The organism is Microbacterium sp. SLBN-146, assembly GCF_006715145.1.
Lineage (GTDB): Bacteria > Actinomycetota > Actinomycetes > Actinomycetales > Microbacteriaceae > Microbacterium.
The window spans coordinates 2,700,305-2,720,381 of sequence record NZ_VFMR01000001.1 but is presented as its reverse complement, the minus strand read 5'-3'; the positions used below and the strand labels follow the sequence as shown (position 1 = coordinate 2,720,381).

Below are 20,077 nucleotides of genomic sequence, written 5' to 3'. Positions count from 1 at the left end.
GATGCGGTCCGTCAGCGTCGCCACTTCGGCGCGCGCCTGATCGAGCGTCAGATCGAGAAGGTCGGATGCTGTGCCGTCTACCACCCGTCCAGTGTACGAACGGGCTCCGACATCTCCTCCGACGGGTCAGGCCGAGAGGGGAACAGCGGAGACGGCGTCGTCGATCGTGAACTGCCCCACAACGCGGGTGCCGTCGTAGAGCACTGCCGTCTGCCCGGGGGCGACTCCGTCGAAGGGTGTCTCGGGGCGGACGGTGAGCACCCCGTCCGACAGCGACGCGCGCGCCGGGACGGGGTCTGCGTGCGCACGGATCTGTACGTGACAGTCGAACTCGTCGACCGCGGGTGCTCGGCCGGTCCACGTGAAGCGGGAGCCCGAGATCTCCGCCGTCGCGAGGGCTTCTTTCGGACCGACGACGACGGTGTTCGAAACGGGACGGATCTCGAGCACGAAGCGCGGCTTGCCGTCGGGCGCGGGGACACCGAGTGAGAGCCCCCGACGTTGCCCGATCGTGAACGCGTGCGCGCCTTCGTGGCTACCGACGATGGCTCCCGTCCGGTCCACGACGTCTCCTTGCGCGGCCCCGACCTTGTCGGCGAGCCACCCGCGGGTGTCGCCGTCGGGGATGAAGCAGATGTCGTGGCTGTCGGGCTTCTGCGCGACGGACAGACCCCGTTGCTCCGCCTCTGCCCGGACGAGCGCCTTGGAGGGGGTGTCGCCCAGCGGGAAGTAGGTGTGGGCCAGCTGCTCGGCGGTGAGAACTCCGAGCACGTAGGACTGATCCTTCGCAGCGTCGGACGCGCGGTGAAGCTCGAGTCCTCCCGCCCCATCCACGAGAGTCGCATAGTGCCCCGTGCAGACGGCGTCGAAGCCGAGTTCCATGGCCCGCTCGAGGAGGGCGGCGAACTTGATCTTCTCGTTGCAGCGCATGCAGGGATTGGGGGTGCGCCCCGCGCGATACTCGGAGACGAAGTCATCGATCACGTCGTCGCGGAAGCGCTCCGAGAAGTCCCACACATAGAAGGGAATCCCCAAACGATCCGCCGCGCGACGTGCGTCCATCGCGTCCTCGATCGTGCAGCAGCCCCTGCTCCCGGTGCGCAGGGTGCCGCCCGCACGGGAGAGCGCAAGGTGCACGCCGACGACATCGTGTCCGGCGTCGACGGCACGTGCCGCGGCGACAGCGGAATCCACTCCCCCGCTCATGGCCGCAAGAATTCGCATCCGCCCAGTCTACGAGCGCTCTCCGGACAGGGACCTGGGAGACTCAGCGCGCAGCCCGCGCTCTCGCCACGACGCTGCCGACCACGGCGAGGAGCGCATCGACGTCACCCTCGCTCGATGTGCGACCCAGCGTGAAGCGCAGCACGTCACTGGCATCCGCTGCGGATCTGCCGAGCGCGAGCACGACGTGGGAGGGCTCGGGGACGCCGGCTTGGCAGGCGGAGCCCGTCGAGGCAGCGATGCCGTGCTGATCGAGGAGGAAGAGCAGCGTCTCTCCCCTCGCGCCAGGGAACAGCAGGTGGGCGTTCCCGGGAAGTCGATCGGTCGGGTCGCCGAGCAGCACGGCGCCCGGAACCGTCGCGAGGATGCCGCGAACCAGACGCTCACGAAGCTGGGAGAGGCGCTGAGCCTCGTCGTCGAGTTCGCCCGCCGCCAGCTCCGCAGCCGTCGCGAAGGCGGCAGCTCCTGGCACGTCCTGCGTACCGGCGCGCAGCCGCCGCTGCTGTCCTCCGCCGTGCTGCACTGGTGTGAGGGACGCGGAGCGCGCGACGACGAGCGCACCGACACCCACCGGCCCGCCGATCTTGTGCGCGGAAACGCTCAGGGCGACGAGGCCCGAACCGCCGTCAGCCGATCCGCGCAGACGTCGGAATGACACGGGGACGTGTCCGAACGCGGCGATCGCATCGAGGTGCAGAGGGACACTCGCGCGCGCCGCGCCGGCGGACAGCGCATCGGCATCGTTGATCGTTCCGGTTTCGTTGTTGGCGATCAGTGCGGTTCCGAGGGCGGCGCCGACGAGCGCCGCCTCGAAATCGGGGACGGGGATCCGGCCGACGTCGTCCAGACCCACGGGTCGGACGACCGCCTTCTCGTATCCGACGAGCCAGTCCACGGCATCGAGCGTCGCGTGGTGCTCACCGTCGGGCAGAACGATCGCGTCAGCAGCATCTGCCCGCGACCACCACAACCCCTTGAGCGCGAGATTGACGGCCTCGGTGCCGCCCGATGTGAAGACCACTTCGATGGGATCGCAGTCGAGAACCGCGGCGACCCTCTCGCGGGATTCTTCGAGGAGCCGTCGCGAGGCCTGACCCGCGGTGTGGATGGACGACGCATTGCCCAACAGGGACGCCGCGCGCATCCACGCATCCCGCGCTTCCTCCCGCAACGGGGTCGTCGCGGCGTGGTCGAGATAGACCGCCATCCGCTCCCCCGTCTGTGTCACCTGCAAGGCGTTCGGCATTACTACTGTAGATCGCATGCTCAGCCCGAACCCGCCGACCGCCGCAGCACCCGTGCCGGGGCTCTTGAGCCCGGAGCTCGATGACCTCGGGATCACCTTCGGCGCCGAGGGAGGCACCCTCCGCGTATGGTCGAGCTCGGCCGATTCGGTCGACCTCGTCATTTTCGATGAGACCGACTTGGACTGGATCACCGACGAACTCGCGCTCTCCCCCGGTCCCGGGGGCGTGTGGTCGATCACGACCGATCTGCTGCGCCCGGGTGTGCGATATGCACTGCGCGTCGACGGCCCCCACGGTCCGGGCAACACATTCAATCGTCGGACGCTCCTGACGGATCCGTACGCGCGCGGGCTCGTCTCCGGCGGCTACGAGGACTGGCGCTCCGTCGCCGTCGATGGAGGGTTCGACTGGGGAGGCGTGGGCAAGCCGGGAGTTCCGCTCGACCGCACCGTGATCTACGAGGGCCACGTGAAGGGGCTCACGAAGCGGCATCCGGGCGTTCCGCCCAAATTGCACGGCACGTATGCCGGGCTCGGACACCCCGCGATGATCGATCACCTCACGAATCTCGGAGTCACGAGCGTCGAGTTGCTGCCGATCCACGTGTTCGCGACCGAACCGCGCTTGCTGCAGCACGGCCTGACGAACTACTGGGGCTACAACACCGTCAACTTCTTCACTCCGCACGCCGCCTACGCAACGGAGGACGCGCGGAGAGAAGGACCGGAGGCGATCCTCCGCGAGTTCAAGGGCATGGTCCGGCTCCTGCACGAGGCGGGCCTGGAGGTCATCCTCGACGTCGTCTACAACCACACGTCGGAAGAGGGCATCGGCGGTCCTCGCACGAGCCTCCGCGGCATCGACAACCGCCACTACTACCGTCAGCAGGAGGATGGCGCGTACATCGATGTCACGGGGTGCGGCAACTCCGTCGACACCTCGACGGATGCCGCCGCCCGTCTCGTCCTCGATTCCCTGCGGTACTGGGCCAACGACGTGCAGATCGACGGCTTCCGGTTCGACCTCGCCGCGACGCTCGGGCGCAACGCCTCTCACTCGTTCACGCCCGACCATCCTCTGCTCGCCGCGATCATCGACGACCCGCAGTTGGCGGGGGTCAAGAAGATCGCCGAGCCGTGGGACGTCGGGATGGGGGGCTGGCAGACCGGCAACTTCGCCGACGGCTGGCACGAGTGGAACGACCGCTACCGGGATCGCGTGCGGAACTTCTGGCTGAGCGATGTCGACTACGCACGACGCGCCTCGGCCGCGCCCGTCGGTATCGGTGGATTCGCGACGCGTCTTGCGGGATCGTCGAACACCTACAGCGCCGAGCGTGGCCCACTCGCGAGCGTCAACTTCGTCACGGCGCATGACGGCTTCACTCTGCGCGACCTCGTCTCCTACGACGTCAAGCACAACCTCGGGAACGGTGAGCAGAACCGCGACGGGGCGGACACCAACCGATCTTTCAACCACGGAGCGGAAGGACCTACCGACGACGAGAGGATCCTCGCCACGAGGCGGAAGGCCATGCGCAACCTCCTCGGCACGCTGCTCCTCTCCGCCGGCATCCCCATGCTGACGGCGGGGGACGAGTTCGGCAGATCGCAGCGCGGGAACAACAACGCCTACTGTCACGACTCTCCGCTCACGTGGCTCGCGTGGGACCATGCGCCGTGGCAGAAGGATCTGCACGCGCACGTGCAGCGGCTCATCGCGCTGCGCGCGGAGAACCCCGCCCTCCGTCCCATCCGCTTCGCGCGCCTCGGCGCCGTGACACCATCGGCTTCCGTCATGGAGTGGTACGACGAGCACGGCGAGACCATGTCGATCGAGCGCTGGACGGACCCGGCACACCGCACGCTGCAGTACGTCGCGACGTCGACACCCGAGAATGAAGCGCTGAATCGGATCCTGCTCATGGTCCACGGCAACGAGCACCCCATCGAGGTGACCCTTCCGACCGTCGAGGGAGTGGAGAGCTACGTGTCGCTCTGGTCGAGCGTCGACGACACTCCCGCAGCGGATGCCCCGGTCTTCTCGCCCGGTGACGTCATCCGGCTTCCCGGGACCTCGATGCACCTCTTCCGCGCCGAGTGAGCCGCTTTACCACGTCCGGGCGCCGATCGCTCCTGCTGTCGCTCCCGCGACCCGTTGGGTAGGTTCGAGTCCGTGGTCACTACCTCGTTCGCTGACAGCTCTCATCCGTGGCGGAGTGCCTCTTCGCTCCCCGTCCGACCGGTCGACCGGCCGAAGCCGCGGGACACCGCGGCGGGACGTATCCCTCTCGCTCTCGCGCATCCAACGACCCCCGACGGCCGCTACCGGCCGAAGGCGTTCGTCGGAGAAGCGGTCCCCTTCGTCACGACGGCGTTCCGAGAGGGACACGACCGGATCGGCGTCCACGTGCGACTCGTCTCGCCATCGGGTGACGTGTCGCTGCACCGGCTGACACCGCTTCACGACGGCTTCGATCAGTGGCGGGCGCTCGTGGCGCCGCTCGAACAGGGAGTCTGGCGCTTCCGCTTCGAGGCGTTCGGAGACGACTTCGCGACGTGGGAGCACGCCGCTGATCTGAAGATCCCCGCGGGCGTCGACACAGCGCTGATGCGAGAGATGGGCGCTATCCTCTTCGACCGCGCTCTCGCGGAGAAGAAGCGACCGGCGGCCGAGCGACGCACACTGGCTGCGGCCGCCGCGTCCTTGCGGGACTCGGCGGTGACCGATGCCGCCGCGCTCGAGATCGTTCGCAGTCCCGAGATCGCGGCCTTCTTCGCCGCCCGTCCGCTCATGTCGATCGTCACGGTCGGCGACGACCACGAACTGCTCGTCGAGCGCGAGCGGGCGGGCGTGGGCGCCTGGTACGAGTTCTTCCCGCGCTCTGAAGGCGCATCACGACAGCCGGACGGCACGATCCGCAGCGGAACATTCAGGACGGCGCAGCGCCGCCTGCCTGCCGTGCGGGCCATGGGATTCGACGTGCTCTACCTCCCGCCCATCCATCCGATCGGCGTGCGCAACCGCAAGGGCCGGAACAACACCCTCGACCCGCAGCCCGGCGACCCGGGCTCGCCGTGGGCAATCGGCGCCGACGCGGGCGGCCACGACGAGATCCACCCCGATCTGGGGACGCTCGACGACTTCCGCGCCTTCGTGGGCGCTGCCCGCGAGGAGAACATCGAGATCGCCCTCGATCTCGCTCTGCAGGCCTCTCCCGACCACCCCTGGGTGACGGAGCATCCCGAGTGGTTCACGACCCTTCCGGACGGCTCGATCGCCTACGCCGAGAACCCGCCCAAGAAGTACCAGGACATCTATCCGGTCAACTTCGACAATGACCCCGCGGGCATCCGCGCAGAGGTACTGAGGATCGTCCGTCACTGGATCGCGCAGGGTGTGTCGATCTTCCGCGTGGACAATCCGCACACGAAGCCCCTCCAGTTCTGGGAGTGGCTCATCTCGACCGTCAACGCCGAGTATCCCGATGTCGTGTTCCTCGCAGAGGCCTTCACACGGCCACGCGTGATGCAGGGACTGGCGGCGGCAGGGTTCCAGCAGAGCTACACATACTTCACCTGGCGAAACACGAAGCAGGAACTCGAGGAGTTCCTGACCGCGATCTCGCAGGAGACCGCCGACTACATGCGCCCCAATCTCTTCGTCAACACCCCGGACATCCTGACGGAGTACCTGCAGTTCGGCGGTCGAGCGGCGTACCGCATCCGTGCCGCGATCGCGGCGACCGCAGCGCCCACCTACGGGGTCTACGCGGGCTACGAACTCTTCGAGAACGTCGCGCGACCGGGCTCGGAAGAGAACATCGACAACGAGAAGTTCGAGTACAAGACACGGGATTGGGCGGATGCCGAAGCTCGCGGTGCCTCTCTGGCTCCCTTCCTCACGCGCCTGAACGAGATCCGTCACGCCCATCCGGCGCTGCGCCAGCTGCGGAACACGACGATCCACTGGAGCGACGACGAAGCGATCCTCGTCTACGTCAAGCATCTCGATGCGGCACTCTCCGACACGGGGCGCCCCGACACGGTCATCGTGATCGTCAATGTGGATCCCCATTCGGCCCGCCAGACCATGGTCCACCTCGACACCCGCGTGTGGGGCGTGGAACCGGGCAAACCCTATGACGTCGAGGACCTCGTCACGGGGGCCCGTTGGACCTGGTCCGATCACAACTTCGTGCGTTTGGACGCCTTCGACGAGCCTGTCCACATCCTGCACGTCAAGGAGACATCATGACGCCCGACGACCGCACCCTCGACACGATCGCGACCGGTTCTTACCACGACCCGCACTCCGTTCTCGGGCTTCACGAGGTGTCGCACGCGGGAGGCGACTCCGAGTGGGTGGTGCGCGCGCGGCGGCCGCTGGCCCGGAGCGTCACCGCCGTCTTCGCGGACGGGACGCGTATCCCGATGGATCACGTGCGCAACGGAATCTGGGAGGGCACGCGTTCCGGCGCGGCCGGCGCCTACGAGCTCGCCACGACGTACGACGAGGGTCCCGACTACGTCGCCGACGACCCGTATCGCCACCTCCCGTCTCTCGGTGAGCTCGATCTCCACCTCATCGCGGAAGGGCGTCATGAGGAACTGTGGCGCGCCCTCGGATCGCACGTGCGGACGCTCGACGGTTCCGACGGGGTCGCGTTCACCGTCTGGGCGCCGAACGCGCAGGCCGTCCGGGTCGTCGGCGACTTCAACGGCTGGGACGGGCAGGGCCACTCGATGCGCTCGATGGGTTCCAGCGGGATCTGGGAGCTCTTCATCCCGGGCCTGGGAATCGGTGCGACCTACAAGTACGAGCTCCTGACACGGCACGGCGATTGGATCATGAAGGCCGACCCGATGGCCCGGTTCGCGGAGGTTTCGCCGGGCACGGCATCCGTCGTCACGAAAGCCGCGCACGCGTGGCAGGACGACGAGTGGATGACGCGGCGCGCACGCTCCACTCCGGTCTCGCAGCCGATGTCGGTCTACGAGGTCCACTTCGGATCCTGGCGCCCCGGACTGTCGTATCGCGACGCCGCCGACCCTCTGATCGACTACGTCACCGAGCACGGATTCACGCACATCGAGTTCCTCCCCCTCGCGGAGCACCCGTTCGGCGGGTCGTGGGGATACCAGGTGACGGGCTATTTCGCACCGACGAGCCGGTTCGGCACGCCGGACGACCTCCGCTACCTGATCGACCGCCTTCATCAAGCCGACATCGGCGTCATCATGGATTGGGTCCCGGGCCACTTCCCGAAGGATGCCTTCGCCCTGGCCAAGTTCGACGGCGAAGCCTTGTACGAACACCCCGATCCGCGCCGTGGTGAACACAAGGACTGGGGCACGCTGATCTTCGACTACGGCCGCCGCGAAGTGCGCAACTTCCTGGTCGCGAACGCGCTCTACTGGTTCGAGGAGTTCCACGTCGACGGCCTGCGGGTGGATGCCGTGGCATCCATGCTCTACCTCGACTACTCGCGCGAAGCAGGCGAATGGGTGCCGAACGTGCACGGGGGCCGCGAGAATCTCGAGGCCATTTCGTTCCTCCAGGAGGTCAATGCGACGTCCTACAAGCGCTATCCCGGCATCGCGATGGTCGCAGAGGAGTCCACGAGCTTCCCGGGTGTCACCGCGCCGACGAGTCAGGCGGGGCTGGGCTTCGGCTTCAAATGGAACATGGGGTGGATGAACGACTCCCTCCAGTACATCTCGCGCGATCCCATGTATCGCTCGCACCACGAGGGCGAATTGTCGTTCTCGTTCGTCTACGCGTTCAGCGAGAACTACGTCCTCCCGATCAGCCACGACGAGGTCGTCCACGGGAAGGGCAGTCTCTTCTCCCGCATGCCCGGCGACCACTGGCAGAAGCTCGCCAACACGCGCGCGTTCCTCGCCTACATGTGGGGCCACCCGGGCAAGCAGCTTCTGTTCATGGGCCAGGAGTTCGGGCAGATGTCAGAGTGGTCGGAGGGCCGCAGCCTCGACTGGTGGACGCTCGATCAGCCCTCGCATGCGCAGCTGCTGTCGTTCGTCGGTGCCCTCAATCGGACCTATCGTGCCGAGTCGGCGCTGTGGTCGCGCGATTCCGACGGAGCCGCGTTCTCTCGGCTGGGTTCGCCCTCGTGGAATCCGAACGTCATCGCTTTCGCACGGCACGACTGGCATGGCAACACGGTGGCGGTCATCTGCAACTTCTCCGGTGTCCCCATCACGGACTACACGCTCGATCTGCCCGCGAGCGGCGTCTGGCACGAAGTGCTGAACTCTGACGCGCACGAGTTCGGCGGATCCGGCGTCGGCAACCACGGCATCGTCTACGCCGACGAGAACGGTCGCGCGTCGCTCATCGTGCCGCCGCTCGCCGTCATCTGGTTGCGTCACGAGACGGCGAAGCACATCCCCTCACCGACGCAGGGCTGACGAGACCGGGCATTCCGCCCAGACGCAGCGGCACACCACCCTGCTTCGGCGGAATGCCCGGTGTCGGCGCGAACCGAGCGCGAACGACCCGCGGGTCAGAACAGCAGCGAAGCCAACCGCCGGCGTGCGAGGAGCACGCGCGGGTCGTCGTCGCCGACGATGCCGAACAGATCGAGGAGGCGCTCTCGGACAGCGGGCCGATCGTCCGCCGAGGAAGCCGCGAAAACGTCGAGCAGCCGGTCGAAGGCGTCCTCGACGTGACCACCCGATACGTCCAGATCAGCCACGGCGAACTGGGCATCGAGATCGGCGGTATCGGCCGCAGCTGCGGCACGGACGGCGGAAGAGTCGAGATCCTGCACGCGAGCGAGCAACCGTACCTGGGCCAGACCCGCGCGCGCGTCGGCATCACGCGGATTCTCTGCCAGTGCCGCCTCGTAGGCGCTCACTGCCCGCGAGTAGTCGCCCGCTTCGATCGCCTCGTACGCCTCCGCGTGATGAGGCGGCAGCGGCGCTTCTTCCGGCTCCGTGGCCTCGACCTGACCCGATTCGACGGGGACCGAGCCGGTCACACCGTTCTGAGCGGCGAGTTGGAGGAGTTGAGCGAAGACCTCACGGACCTGCTGCTCGGGAACCGCGCCCGTGAACAACGGAACCGGCTGACCGCCCAGAAGCGCCACGACCATCGGAATCGACTGCGCCCGGAACGCTTGAGACAGCTGGGGGTTGGCATCGACGTCGACCTTGGCGAGCACGAGCCTGCCACCGAGTTCGGTGACGACCTTCTCCAGAATCGGGCTCAGCTGCTTGCACGGCCCGCACCACTCTGCCCACAGATCGACAACGACGGGTACTGTGCGAGACAGCTCGAGGACCTGCGGGAAGGAGGCATCCGTCACATCGAAGACGAGCGACGGCGCGTTCTCGGACGACGGGGCCGCGGCTGCGGGCGCCGCGGGCCGATTGCGCAACGTGGAGAGGTCGACGGCGCCGCGAAGCGCGGCCGCCGGCATCGGATCGGTCAAGGGATCACCTTTGCGTCGAGGATGGCGGTGCTGAATCCGAGGAGGCGGATCTTCTCGGTCGAGCCCTGGCCAGGTACGTAGAAGAAGAGCTGGTCGCTGTATGTGGTCGTGACCCCCGTCGCGGACTGGTCCACGCCGGTGAGGGTCTTGACGGTCGGGTTGTTCTCGAACTTGATCACAGCATCGCTGTTGATCGCCTTCACCGTATCGGTCTCGTTGATGTTGACGGCAACGATCGCGCCGCTCTCGAGCGTCAGGATCGCGAACGGCGGATATGCGCCGACGACAGCCTCGAAAGTCATCTCACCGGTGTTGGTCGCAGTCTGATTGAACTCGTCGAGGCGCTTCTGTCGGTCTGCGGCGATCGTCGCACGGAACTGGTCGTCCTCGGATTCGAAGAACGAGGCGTACTCGCTCTCTTCACCCTTGTCCACGACGTCCGCGTACGCCGCCGCGAGCTGGTCGGGGGGCATGATGAGGAAGGCGGAGTCGGGTGCGACGCGTGCAGCACCCACGTAGGGGGCAGCGAGATCGGGCATCGTCGTGGACGCCTCGAGATTCGCCTGATAGCTCAGCTTGTAGGGCGCCCAAGGATCGGCTTGCGTCATCACCATGATGCTCGACGTCTTCGAGCTCTCGTCGTCGACGACCGCCATGAACGATCGGGGCCACTCGTCGTACATCTGCGGAAGGACGATCTCGAGCGGCTTCGTGAGAATCGGGGCGGGAGCCGGGAAATCCGCGATCGCTCCGCGCAGCCGATAGTTGGTCTCGCGCGCGGCGAGAGCAGCATCCTCGAGGCGCGTGGCGGCCAGAGTGGAGTCCATCGCCTCGTCAGCCTCCGCCGTCGTCTCGGCGACTCGAACGAGGATCCGCTCGGCCTGAGACTTCGTCACGGCCGGCGACTGCTGACCCTCCGGCACGATGAGGGTCGGGGTCGGAGACGGCGTCGCGGACTCCCCGAGCTCGGGCCAGACGTCCGCCGAGCATCCTCCCAGGAGGATGGCCGATACCGCGATCGCCGGAACGACGACGAACCCCCGTCGTCCTCGGCCGAGCGCGCGCCGCGACGAGGGCGATGAGGAGATGACCCCCTTGTCGACGGAATCGATCGAGAGGTCGATGGGCTCCGTCACCGGCAGCGGGAGTCCCTTGCGGCGCGGGCCGCGAGAGCGACGCGCATGACGGATGCCGAGGATGTAGAGGACCACGCCGACGGCCATAAGAACAGCGCCCGCCGCGATCAGTGGGCCCGCCCACGGAGTGCCGTTACCGATCGGCCAGGACACGGCGACATCGGTCGGCGCGGCAGCAACACCGTCGGACGCCACGAGGACGCTCATGTCGGCGGGGAGCTGAAGAGGCGCGATCAAGATGTCGGATTGAGCGAACTCGTCGAGCCAGAGGTCTGATCCGACGGGGCTGGGAGCCTCGGTCACCTCCGGTGCGGCCGCCTCTTCCGCAGCGGCCGACGCCGCGGCATCGTCCGGTGAGGCGGGGTCCGTCGCCGCGGGGCTCGGGGTTCCCGGCGAGTCGGCCTCCGCTTCGACGAGCTCGACGACGGTTTCGCCTGCGGAGTCGAGCGTGGCGTGATTGTACGAGGTCGTGGAGAGCCAGGCCGTCATGTCGGCCGTGCGCCCGTAGGCGGCGAAGATCTCGCCCTGCCCTTGCGCGCGGAGGGTCTGCGTGCCCGGGAGCGACCCGAGCACCGCACCGTCGACGAGGAGGTACGGCGCCTCCGCTTCTGCCTCGATCTGGACGGTGGCTGTCGTGGGACCTTGAAAGACCGTGCGCTGAGCGATGCCCGCCCCGATCATGATGGCGGCGAGGACGAATGCCGCCACAGCCCACACAAAACGCACGAAACTCCCATTTCCCGATCCGCGGAAACACGCAGCGGACCGTCGATTCGACATTTCAGCCTAGCGAAACACGCCTGGACATCGTCCGAGAGGGAGCAATGCCGGGTCTGACCGTCAACTCTGCGTATTCTGACGAGAGCCATCCACGGCAAGAGGTCAGGGTAATCCATCATGAAGTTGCACAGCCCGTTCCGCACTGCGCTCGTCGCAACGCTCGGCGTCGGACTCGGACTCCTGCTCATCGGCAGCATCCAGAATCTCTCGACGATTCTGCTGTACGTCGGGACGGCACTATTCCTGTCGCTCGGCCTCGACCCGATCGTGGCGTGGCTCGAGCGGCGTGGTCTCCCCCGCTGGGCTGCCGTCATCGTGACGATCCTCGCCGTGCTGGCGGCCTTCGCAGGTATTCTCCTGACCGTCGTGCCGATCATCGTCGGACAGGTGTCTCAGCTCGTCGGCACGATCCAGGTCTGGGTGGAACAGGGTGCAGCGGACCCCGTCGAAGATCTGCGGCAGTGGCTGAAGGCGACGTTCCCGCTGCTCCTCGTCGACGATGTCTTCCTCTACGTGCAGGAGTGGCTCGCCACCCTCGATTACGGCCAGATCGGCGGATCCATCGGTGAGAGTCTGCTGGTCATCGGCGGCGCTGTCCTGGCGGGCCTCGCGGGCGCCTTCATCATCCTCATCCTCACCATCTACTTCACCGCCTCGACACCGAGCCTCAAGCGCGCCGTATACCAGATCGTGCCCGCTTCCAAGCGGGAACGCTTCGTCGATCTGAGCGAACAGATCACGGCATCCGTTGGCTTCTACGTCATCGGACAGGTCAGCCTCGGTGTCATCAACGGCGTCCTGAGCGCGATCTTCCTCACGATCATCCAGGCGCCGTTCGCGGCGGTCCTCGCCGTCATCGCGTTCTTCTTCTCGCTCATCCCGCTCGTGGGCACGCTCACAGGTTCGACGATCATCGTCCTCACGTGTCTGATCCCCGGGGTCGGCGGGCCGCAGACGGCGCTCGTCGCGGCGATCTACTACCTCATCTACATGCAGATCGAGGCCTATGTGATCTCGCCTCGCATCATGGGCCGTGCCGTTTCGGTCCCCGGTGCGGTCGTGGTGATCGCGGCGCTCGCCGGCGGTTCACTGCTCGGGCTGCTGGGTGCTCTGGTCGCAATCCCCGTCGCCGCCAGTATCCTCATCCTCTATCGCCAAGTCCTCATTCCGCGGATGAACGAACGCTGATCACGCGTCCTCCTCCGGCCCGTCCCACCGCGTCGGGAGCGGCAGCGCGTCCGGGTTCACGGCGGCGACGATCTCGGTGAGAACGCGACGGGTCTGCGTCTCCCCCACCCACAGGTGCTTGCCTCCCTCAATGGGAACCAGGATCGCGTGCGGCACACTCGCGAACCGCTCGGCGGCGGCATCCGGCCGCAGGTAGTCGTCGAACTCCGGGATCACGGCGATCACCGGCCGAGACTCCTGAGCCCACGCCGCGACATCCTCGTCGGTGGCCCTGTGCAGGGGCGGAGACAAGAGGATCGCGCCCTCGATCGGGTGATCGCGTCCGTACTTGATCGCGAGCTCGGTTCCGAACGACCAGCCGACGAGCCAGGGATTCGGCAGACCACGGCGCGCGACGAAGTCCATCGCCGCGGCGACATCGAACGCTTCGGCCCGGCCGCCGTCGAACACGCCTCCGCTCGTTCCGCGGGGTGACGTGGTGCCTCGCGTGTTGAAGCGGAGAACCGCGAGATCTGCCAGCGCAGGGAGCCGCGCCGCCGCCTTGCGGAGGATGTGCGAGTCCATGAAGCCTCCCGCGGTGGGAAGCGGATGCAAGGTCACGAGCGTCGCGACCGGAGGACGATCGAGCGGGGTCGCGAGTTCGCCGACGAGGGTGAGCCCATCGATCGTCTCGAACTCGACGTCCTCGCGGTGGGCGGGAAGAAGTACCGGGCCCCGGATCTCCATGTCAGCTGACCTTCCAACAGTGTTCATGCCAATGACGACGTGCTTCCAGATCCGCGGTGTCACCCATGACCCCGTCCGCTCTCCACGTCACGACGTGGGCCACGCCAGGGTCGATGGTGCGTCCGCACCCCGGGCAGCGATACGCCTTGACGGCCTGCCCGCGAGATACCGGCTGCACCGTCCACAGCGAGCCGCGCCGCGTCTCCGTCCGCTTCCAGCCCGCGAGGAGCCGATCGAACGAATCGTCGGCGGCGTCATCGCGTCGGCGCCGGTGAGATCGTGGCATCGCGCGCGGCCTACCACCAGTGATTGGCGGTCCAGAATGCGTAGGCACCGCCCCAGCTGCCGTACCGCCCCGTCGCATACCCGTTGGCCCACGTGAGGTTCACCACCGGGTCGTACGCGTTGGCGAGCTTGCTGCACGGATACACCTGGACGAGGCCGCATGCTCCCGAGGACCGGTTCGTCGCGTTCGGGTTCCAGCCGCTCTCCTTGCGGACGATGAAGTCGACGTATCCCCAATCCGCTTCGGCGATGCCCGCTGCTGCCATCCATTCGGCGGGAGAGCCCCCGCCGGTGTAGCCGGGGGGCGCCGGCTGGGCCGCCTGCCCACCGGAGGATCGCGATGTCTGCGTCGGAGTCGGGGTGGGAGTCGGGGTCGGCGTGACGTACACGGAGTAGCCTCCCCGCCCGAGATCGATGAGCCCCTCCGCCTCAGCCGCACTCGCGGTCATGACTCCCTCATACGTCTGAACGTCGTCGAGTGCCGTCGCATACAGCGAGGTCGGCTCCTCGGCATTCGCGGCCTCGGCGATCGCCATCCCCGTCGGGCCCGCATATGCTGCGACGAAGCCGATGGCGGCGAAACCCGCGAAGACGCTCAGCACGCCGCGCCTGCGAGACCAGCGCGGCGCATCCGATGCGCCGACACGTCGCGGCGGCGGGACGACGTCCTCAGAGATCGCGAGATGGCGGCGATGAGAACGCCGTGTCGAAGCCATCTCGTTTCCGGGAGTCACAGTGCGAACGAGTCTACTCGGCGGTCACGAGGCTCGCTATCCGTCTCCGTCCCGCTCTACGACACAGCCAGCATCACCTCGACGACCGCGTCGAGCACGGCGTCTACTTGCACCTCGCGATATCCGCCCCGCTGCATTCGGAAGGCAACGGAGCGAACCTGCTCGATCGTGACAGGATCGCCGGACTCCAAATATCTCGCGATCTTGTCGGCGACGATGTCGACTTCGTCGATCCGGTAGCCGTACCTCAAGGCTCCGACGCGATCGAAGCGGCGTCCTGCGGGTCTGGTCAGCCGATCGAGCACGACTTGAGCGGTCTCCCTGGCGTGTCCGACCCACGCGGGTGCGCCCACCCGCGCCAGCGCCGCCTCGCGCTCGCGAGTCGCGAAGGCGTCCTCGATCCGGGTGAGGGCAGCATCGACAGGAGGAATCGAGTACCCCTTGCGGACGAGCGGGAAAGCGACCTGCCGCACCTCCGCGGCCGTCACCGTATCGTCGCCGTTCTCGAACGCCTGGCGGGCACGGAGGAGGAACGCGTCGACGGCGCGGGGTTCGTACCCTTTCGAGCGACCTCGAGTTCGCGGGAAAGCGGAAACGGTGGGCTCGGTCGTCGTCATGATGCCACCAAGGGGGTGAAGAGGTAGAACAGGGCCAGGGCCGCCGCGGTCGAGGGCAGCAGGGAGTCCAGTCGATCGAGAACGCCGCCGTGACCCGGCAACCACGAACTCATGTCCTTGATGCCGAGATCGCGCTTGATCATGGATTCCCCGAGGTCGCCCACGGTCGCCGTGACGAGGATGACGAGTCCGAAGACGATCCCCATCCACCACTCGATCTGGATCATGAACAGCCCGAGCAGGAGACCCGCGACGGCCGCCGCGACGGCCGCGCCGGCGAAGCCCTCCCACGTCTTCTTGGGGCTGATGCGGGGAGCCATGGGATGCCGTCCGAACGCGACGCCGGCGGTGTAGGCGCCTGTGTCGGCCGAGACGGCGACGATGATGAACGCGAGCACCCACCACTGCCCTCCGTCTCGCGCGAGCAGGACGAGTGCGAGGCTCGTCAGGAAGGGCACGTAGAGCTGGATGAAGCCACCGATGAGAACATCGGCGAGGCCCTCCGAGTACGACCTCGGCTCTCCCGAGGCCATCTGGGCGACCAGCCGCCAGATGACGACGAACGCCACCGCCACGAAGACGCAGACCCACAGCAACCACACGTCGAAGAAGTAACCCGCGAGCACGATGAGGGCGGCGGACAGCATCTGAGGAACGATGTCGACGCGGCGCCCCGAGGTATTCAGAGCCCTGCTGAACTCGAACGTCGCCAGCAGCGCAGCGCCGAGCGCGAAGACGACGAAGCCCTCCTTAAAGAACACGAGTGACGCGAGGAGCACGCCGCCGATCCCGACGGCGATGAGGATCGCGACGATCAGATCACGGCCGGTGCGCTGTTTGATGCGCTCGTTGACTTCCTCGAACTCGGTACGCGCGTGCGCCATCTGCTGTTCGAACTCGGTCTTCGCCGCGCGCACGTGGGCCTGGAAGACCGCGGACGCTTCGGCTTCACGACGGCCGCCTGCGGGATCACGAGGGGCGATCGGGACGTCCGCAGGATCGGACTCTTCAGGATCGGAGGCGTCGCTCATCGCGGATCCTCAGACCTCGAGGAGTTCAGCCTCTTTGCGCTTGAGCGCGTCGTCGATCGCGTCGACGTGGGCACGCGTGAGTGCATCGAGTTCCTTCTCGGCACGGACCAGCTCGTCTTCGCCCACGTCGGACTTGAGGGCATCGAGCTCGTCCTTGGACTTGCGACGGATGCCGCGGAGGTGCACTTTGTGGTCTTCGCCCTTCGTGCGCACGAGCTTGACGTACTCCTTGCGACGCTCCTGCGTCAGCTCGGGCATCGTGATGCGGACGATGTTGCCGTCGTTCGTCGGATTCACACCGAGGTTCGGGAGGTCACGGATGGCCTGCTCGATCGCCTTCAGCGCCGACTTGTCGTACGGCGTGATGATCAGCGTGCGTGCTTCCGGGTTGTTGATCGAAGCCAGCTGAGCGAGCGGAGTCGGGGAACCGTAGTAGTCGACGAGGATCTTCTGGAACAGCTGGGGGTTCGCACGGCCCGTGCGCACCGTCGCGAAATCCTCCTTCGCTGCCTCGACGGCGCGATCCATACGCGCTCCGGTTTCAGCCAAGACGTCCGCGATCACAGTGTCTCCTTCGCGTGAGGGGAATAGGGAAAGTCTACTTGCGACGACTCGACGTCACTCATGCGGTCACGAGCGTGCCGATCGTCTCGCCGAGAAGCGCACGAGTGACGTTGCCGGCGGGCTCCATACCGAAGACGCGCATGTCCATGCGGTTGTCCATGCACAGGCTGAAGGCGGTCGAGTCGACGACCTTCAACCCGCGCTGCAGAGCGTCGAGATACGTGATGGAGTCGATCTTGGTGGCCGTCGCGTCCTTCTTGGGGTCGGCCGTGTAGACGCCGTCGACACCGTTCTTCGCAACGAGAACCTCGGTCGCCCCGATCTCGAGTGCGCGCTGTGCCGCGACGGTGTCGGTGGAGAAGTACGGAAGACCCGCTCCGGCGCCGAAGATGACGACGCGGCCCTTCTCCATGTGGCGCTCTGCGCGGCGCGGAATGTAGGGCTCGGCGACCTGAGTCATGGCGATGGCGGACTGAACGCGCGTTGCCGCGCCCGCCTGCTCGAGGAAGTCCTGGAGCGCCAGCGCATTCATGACCGTGCCAAGCATGCCCATATAGTCGGCGCGGCCGCGGTCCATGCCGCGCTGGCTCAGTTCCGCGCCCCGGAAGAAGTTGCCGCCGCCCACGACGATCGCGATCTCGACGCGGCCGACCGCTTCTGCGATCTCGCGTGCGATCTGGCTCACGATGTCGGGGTTGACGCCGAGCTGGCCCCCACCGAACGCTTCACCCGACAGCTTCAGGAGGACGCGTCGGCGTCCGGTCGCTTCATCGATCACTTGATTCCTCTCGCCGATGTACAAACTACTCCCCCGTCATCGCAGACATGGGAAGGGCCCGCACCGACTGGCGATGCGGGCCCCTGGACGCTCTTACGCGCCGACCTTGAAGCGGGCGAAGCCCGTCAGCGTGAGTCCGGCGTCCTTCGCGACCTGGGCCACGGACAGCTTGTTGTCCTTGGCGTAGTCCTGGTCGAGCAGGGAGACCTGCTTGAAGAAGGCGTTGACGCGACCCTCGACGATCTTCGGGAGCGCCGCTTCGGGCTTTCCCTCGTTCCGGGAGATCTCGGTGACGATCTCGCGCTCCTTGTCGACGTCGGCCTCGGGGACCTCATCGCGCGACAGGTAGGTCGGGTTGGCGAACGAGATGTGCTGCGCGAGGCTGCGAGCGGTCTCAGCGTCGTCACCCGAGTAGGCGAGAACAACGCCGACCTGGGGCGGCAGGTCCTTGCTCGTCTTGTGCAGGTAGATCTCGAAGTGGTCACCCGACAGCGTGCGGACACGGCGCAGTTCGACCTTCTCGCCGATGATGGCGGCCTCGTCCGAGATGAGCTCCGCGATCGTCTGCGATCCCGCCGGTGCGGCGAGTGCCGCCTCCGCCGAATCGGCCTGAGCGGCGCCCGCCGCCTCGAGGACCTTCTCGGAGAGCGCGATGAAGCGCTCGTTCTTCGCGACGAAGTCCGTCTCCGTGTTCAGCTCGAGGATCGTGACCTTGTCGCCGAACTGCTTCGCGGCGACGAGCCCCTCGCTGGTGGAACGGTCAGCGCGCTTGGCGTTGCCCTTCGCACCCTTGAGGCGCAGGATCTCGACGGCCTTCTCGAGGTCGCCGTCGGCCTCCTCGAGCGCCTTCTTCGTGTCGACCATGCCGGTGCCGAGCTGCTCGCGCAGCGCCTTGATGTCGGCGATCGTGAAGTTTGCCATGGTTGGCGGCTCCTTGATTGTGGTGAGTTCTCGTGGATGTCCCGGTCGGATCACGTCGCGGGGGCGCAATCCGACCGGGACGATGTCCTGTGTCGAAGAGGTTTACTCCGCGGCTTCCTTGACGGCTTCGGCCTCGTCGGCAGCGACCTTCTCGGCGACCTCGTCCTCGACGGGCGCGTCGCTCGCCTCGCTGGCGTCGTCGGCAGCCTCAGCCTCTGCTTCGCCGGCGACGGCGTCGTGTGCCGCAGCACCCGCGCGGTCGGCGTCGGACTCGGTCGCGATCGTCGCGACGGCGGCGACGTCGGTCTCGACGGGCGCGCCCTGCTCGAGGAGCTCGCGCTCCCAGTCGGCGAGCGGCTCGGCGGCAGCGGCCTCGTCGGTGGGGTTGTGGCGCTGGATGAGTCCCTCCGCCGCAGCATCCGCGATGACCTTCGTGAGCAGGCTCACGGAGCGGATCGCGTCGTCGTTGCCGGGGATCGGGTACTGGAACTCGTCGGGGTCGGCGTTCGTGTCGAGGATGCCGATGACGGGGATACCCAGCTTGGCTGCCTCGTTGACCGCGAGGTGCTCACGCTTGGCGTCGACCACCCAGATCGCCGACGGCGTCTTCTGCAGGTTGCGGATACCGCCGAGCGACTTGTGGAGCTTGTCGAGCTCGCGCTTCTTGAGGAGGAGCTCCTTCTTCGTGAAGCCACTCGCAGCGGGGTCGTCGAAGTTCAGCTCTTCGAGCTCCTTCATGCGGGCGAGCCGCTTGGAGACCGTCGAGAAGTTCGTGAGGAGTCCACCGAGCCAGCGCTGGTTGACGTAGGGCTGGCCGACGCGCGTCGCCTGCTCGGCGATGATCTCCTGCGCCTGCTTCTTCGTTCCGACGAAGAGGACCGTTCCTCCGCGGGCGACGGTCTCCTTAACGAACTCGTACGCCTTGTCGATGTACGTCAGCGACTGCTGGAGGTCGATGATGTGGATGCCCGAGCGCTCGGTGAGGATGAAGCGCTTGACTTTCGGGTTCCACCGGCGGGTCTGGTGTCCGAAGTGGACACCGCTGTCGAGCAGCTGGCGAATTGTGACGACGGCCATGGCCGGTCTCCTTCTCTGACGCGTGCGCGTCTCTTTCGGTTGTTTCGCGCCGACGATCGCCGGCGTGGCCTGGTGCCCGGCACACACCCGCCCCTCTCGGAGGAGAAGGGACCGTCGGGAGTGGGATGCCGCATCGTGAGTCTCGTCGCCGAGTCCGGCGTGAGCGACGCTCTGGGCACGCGTAGTCACCTCGATATGCGAGGTGCACCTCCCAGCATACCAGTGCACCGGCTCCTCCCCAGGCCGTTCTCATCGACCGTCCTCCCCCGTTCTCCCTGGCGAAGCCCAACGGAGCGCTCGCGAGTGCGAGCCT

Annotated in this window: 17 protein-coding genes; 4 read left to right on the top strand and 13 right to left on the bottom strand. The window is 66.9% G+C overall.

Translation table 11 applies throughout. The features are described 5' to 3' along the window. Positions 1-126: 126 nt before the first annotated feature. Together mnmA and FBY39_RS12080 are read right to left on the bottom strand one after the other, a co-directional pair. Entirely contained in the window at positions 127-1,224 is a 1,098-nt protein-coding gene (gene mnmA / locus FBY39_RS12085; protein ID WP_141932529.1) for a tRNA 2-thiouridine(34) synthase MnmA, read from the bottom strand. Positions 1,225-1,267: 43 nt separating this feature from the next. Next, the gene (locus tag FBY39_RS12080; protein WP_141934157.1) at positions 1,268-2,431 is read right to left on the bottom strand and encodes a cysteine desulfurase family protein; all 1,164 of its coding nucleotides are present in this window, start codon (positions 2,429-2,431) and stop codon (positions 1,268-1,270) included. 55 nt (positions 2,432-2,486) lie between these two features. On the opposite strand from FBY39_RS12080, the gene glgX reads away from it, so the two are divergent. From glgX to glgB, 3 genes are all read left to right on the top strand, one after another. Beyond that, the gene (glgX, locus tag FBY39_RS12075) at positions 2,487-4,574 is read left to right on the top strand and encodes a glycogen debranching protein GlgX (RefSeq protein WP_141932528.1); all 2,088 of its coding nucleotides are present in this window, start codon (positions 2,487-2,489) and stop codon (positions 4,572-4,574) included. A 72-nt stretch (positions 4,575-4,646) separates the two neighbouring features. Further along, positions 4,647-6,728 (top strand): maltotransferase domain-containing protein, encoded by a 2,082-nt coding sequence (locus FBY39_RS12070; RefSeq protein WP_141932527.1) that lies wholly within the window; start codon positions 4,647-4,649, stop codon positions 6,726-6,728. Continuing rightward, positions 6,725-8,902, top strand: coding sequence for a 1,4-alpha-glucan branching protein GlgB (gene glgB / locus FBY39_RS12065; RefSeq protein WP_141932526.1), 2,178 nt, complete (start codon positions 6,725-6,727; stop codon positions 8,900-8,902). The genes FBY39_RS12070 and glgB overlap by 4 nt, the downstream gene beginning before the upstream one ends. Positions 8,903-8,997: 95 nt before the next feature. Here glgB and FBY39_RS12060 read toward each other — a convergent pair whose 3' ends face one another. Then, positions 8,998-9,915: a tetratricopeptide repeat protein gene (locus tag FBY39_RS12060; protein WP_396652305.1), complete on the bottom strand. Its 918-nt coding sequence runs from the start codon at positions 9,913-9,915 to the stop codon at positions 8,998-9,000. Positions 9,916-9,923: 8 nt separating this feature from the next. Beyond that, positions 9,924-11,771 (bottom strand): glycosyl transferase, encoded by a 1,848-nt coding sequence (locus FBY39_RS12055; protein ID WP_260837852.1) that lies wholly within the window; start codon positions 11,769-11,771, stop codon positions 9,924-9,926. Positions 11,772-11,960: 189 nt separating this feature from the next. Here FBY39_RS12055 and FBY39_RS12050 point away from each other — a divergent pair, with 189 nt between their 5' ends. After that, positions 11,961-13,031, top strand: a complete 1,071-nt coding sequence (locus FBY39_RS12050) for an AI-2E family transporter (protein WP_141932523.1) — start codon at positions 11,961-11,963, stop codon at positions 13,029-13,031. On the opposite strand, the gene FBY39_RS12045 is transcribed toward FBY39_RS12050, so the two are convergent. The 9 genes from FBY39_RS12045 to rpsB form a co-directional block, all read right to left on the bottom strand. Further along, a complete protein-coding gene (locus FBY39_RS12045; RefSeq protein WP_141932522.1) occupies positions 13,032-13,757 on the bottom strand; it encodes an alpha/beta hydrolase in 726 nt (241 codons plus the stop codon). A 1-nt stretch (position 13,758) separates the two neighbouring features. Further along, positions 13,759-14,043: a hypothetical protein gene (locus FBY39_RS16735; RefSeq protein WP_141932521.1), complete on the bottom strand. Its 285-nt coding sequence runs from the start codon at positions 14,041-14,043 to the stop codon at positions 13,759-13,761. A 10-nt stretch (positions 14,044-14,053) separates the two neighbouring features. After that, complete coding sequence (locus FBY39_RS12035; RefSeq protein ID WP_260837850.1) at positions 14,054-14,644, bottom strand: lytic transglycosylase domain-containing protein; 591 nt, start codon at positions 14,642-14,644, stop codon at positions 14,054-14,056. 188 nt (positions 14,645-14,832) lie between these two features. Then, positions 14,833-15,393 (bottom strand): DivIVA domain-containing protein, encoded by a 561-nt coding sequence (locus FBY39_RS12030; RefSeq protein WP_141932520.1) that lies wholly within the window; start codon positions 15,391-15,393, stop codon positions 14,833-14,835. Next, a complete protein-coding gene (locus FBY39_RS12025) occupies positions 15,390-16,424 on the bottom strand; it encodes a phosphatidate cytidylyltransferase (RefSeq protein ID WP_141932519.1) in 1,035 nt (344 codons plus the stop codon). The genes FBY39_RS12030 and FBY39_RS12025 overlap by 4 nt, the downstream gene beginning before the upstream one ends. A 9-nt stretch (positions 16,425-16,433) precedes the next feature. Continuing rightward, entirely contained in the window at positions 16,434-16,988 is a 555-nt protein-coding gene (frr, locus tag FBY39_RS12020; protein ID WP_141932518.1) for a ribosome recycling factor, read from the bottom strand. Between the two features lie 58 nt (positions 16,989-17,046). Then, a complete protein-coding gene (gene pyrH / locus FBY39_RS12015; protein WP_141932517.1) occupies positions 17,047-17,766 on the bottom strand; it encodes a UMP kinase in 720 nt (239 codons plus the stop codon). A 93-nt stretch (positions 17,767-17,859) separates the two neighbouring features. Continuing rightward, positions 17,860-18,687: a translation elongation factor Ts gene (gene tsf, locus FBY39_RS12010; protein WP_141932516.1), complete on the bottom strand. Its 828-nt coding sequence runs from the start codon at positions 18,685-18,687 to the stop codon at positions 17,860-17,862. 102 nt (positions 18,688-18,789) lie between these two features. Beyond that, the gene (rpsB, locus tag FBY39_RS12005; protein ID WP_141932515.1) at positions 18,790-19,764 is read right to left on the bottom strand and encodes a 30S ribosomal protein S2; all 975 of its coding nucleotides are present in this window, start codon (positions 19,762-19,764) and stop codon (positions 18,790-18,792) included. Positions 19,765-20,077 lie beyond the last annotated feature (313 nt).

Coding starts and splice junctions, on each gene's coding strand:
- rpsB (WP_141932515.1), bottom strand. CDS start 19,764: ATGGCCGTCGTCACAATTCGCCAGCTGCTCGACAGCGGTGTCCACTTC.
- FBY39_RS16735 (WP_141932521.1), bottom strand. CDS start 14,043: ATGCCACGATCTCACCGGCGCCGACGCGATGACGCCGCCGACGATTCG.
- FBY39_RS12025 (WP_141932519.1), bottom strand. CDS start 16,424: ATGAGCGACGCCTCCGATCCTGAAGAGTCCGATCCTGCGGACGTCCCG.
- FBY39_RS12030 (WP_141932520.1), bottom strand. CDS start 15,393: ATGACGACGACCGAGCCCACCGTTTCCGCTTTCCCGCGAACTCGAGGT.
- mnmA (WP_141932529.1), bottom strand. CDS start 1,224: ATGCGAATTCTTGCGGCCATGAGCGGGGGAGTGGATTCCGCTGTCGCC.
- glgX (WP_141932528.1), top strand. CDS start 2,487: ATGCTCAGCCCGAACCCGCCGACCGCCGCAGCACCCGTGCCGGGGCTC.
- FBY39_RS12080 (WP_141934157.1), bottom strand. CDS start 2,431: ATGGCGGTCTATCTCGACCACGCCGCGACGACCCCGTTGCGGGAGGAA.
- tsf (WP_141932516.1), bottom strand. CDS start 18,687: ATGGCAAACTTCACGATCGCCGACATCAAGGCGCTGCGCGAGCAGCTC.
- glgB (WP_141932526.1), top strand. CDS start 6,725: ATGACGCCCGACGACCGCACCCTCGACACGATCGCGACCGGTTCTTAC.
- FBY39_RS12050 (WP_141932523.1), top strand. CDS start 11,961: ATGAAGTTGCACAGCCCGTTCCGCACTGCGCTCGTCGCAACGCTCGGC.
- FBY39_RS12045 (WP_141932522.1), bottom strand. CDS start 13,757: ATGGAGATCCGGGGCCCGGTACTTCTTCCCGCCCACCGCGAGGACGTC.
- FBY39_RS12060 (WP_396652305.1), bottom strand. CDS start 9,915: ATGCCGGCGGCCGCGCTTCGCGGCGCCGTCGACCTCTCCACGTTGCGC.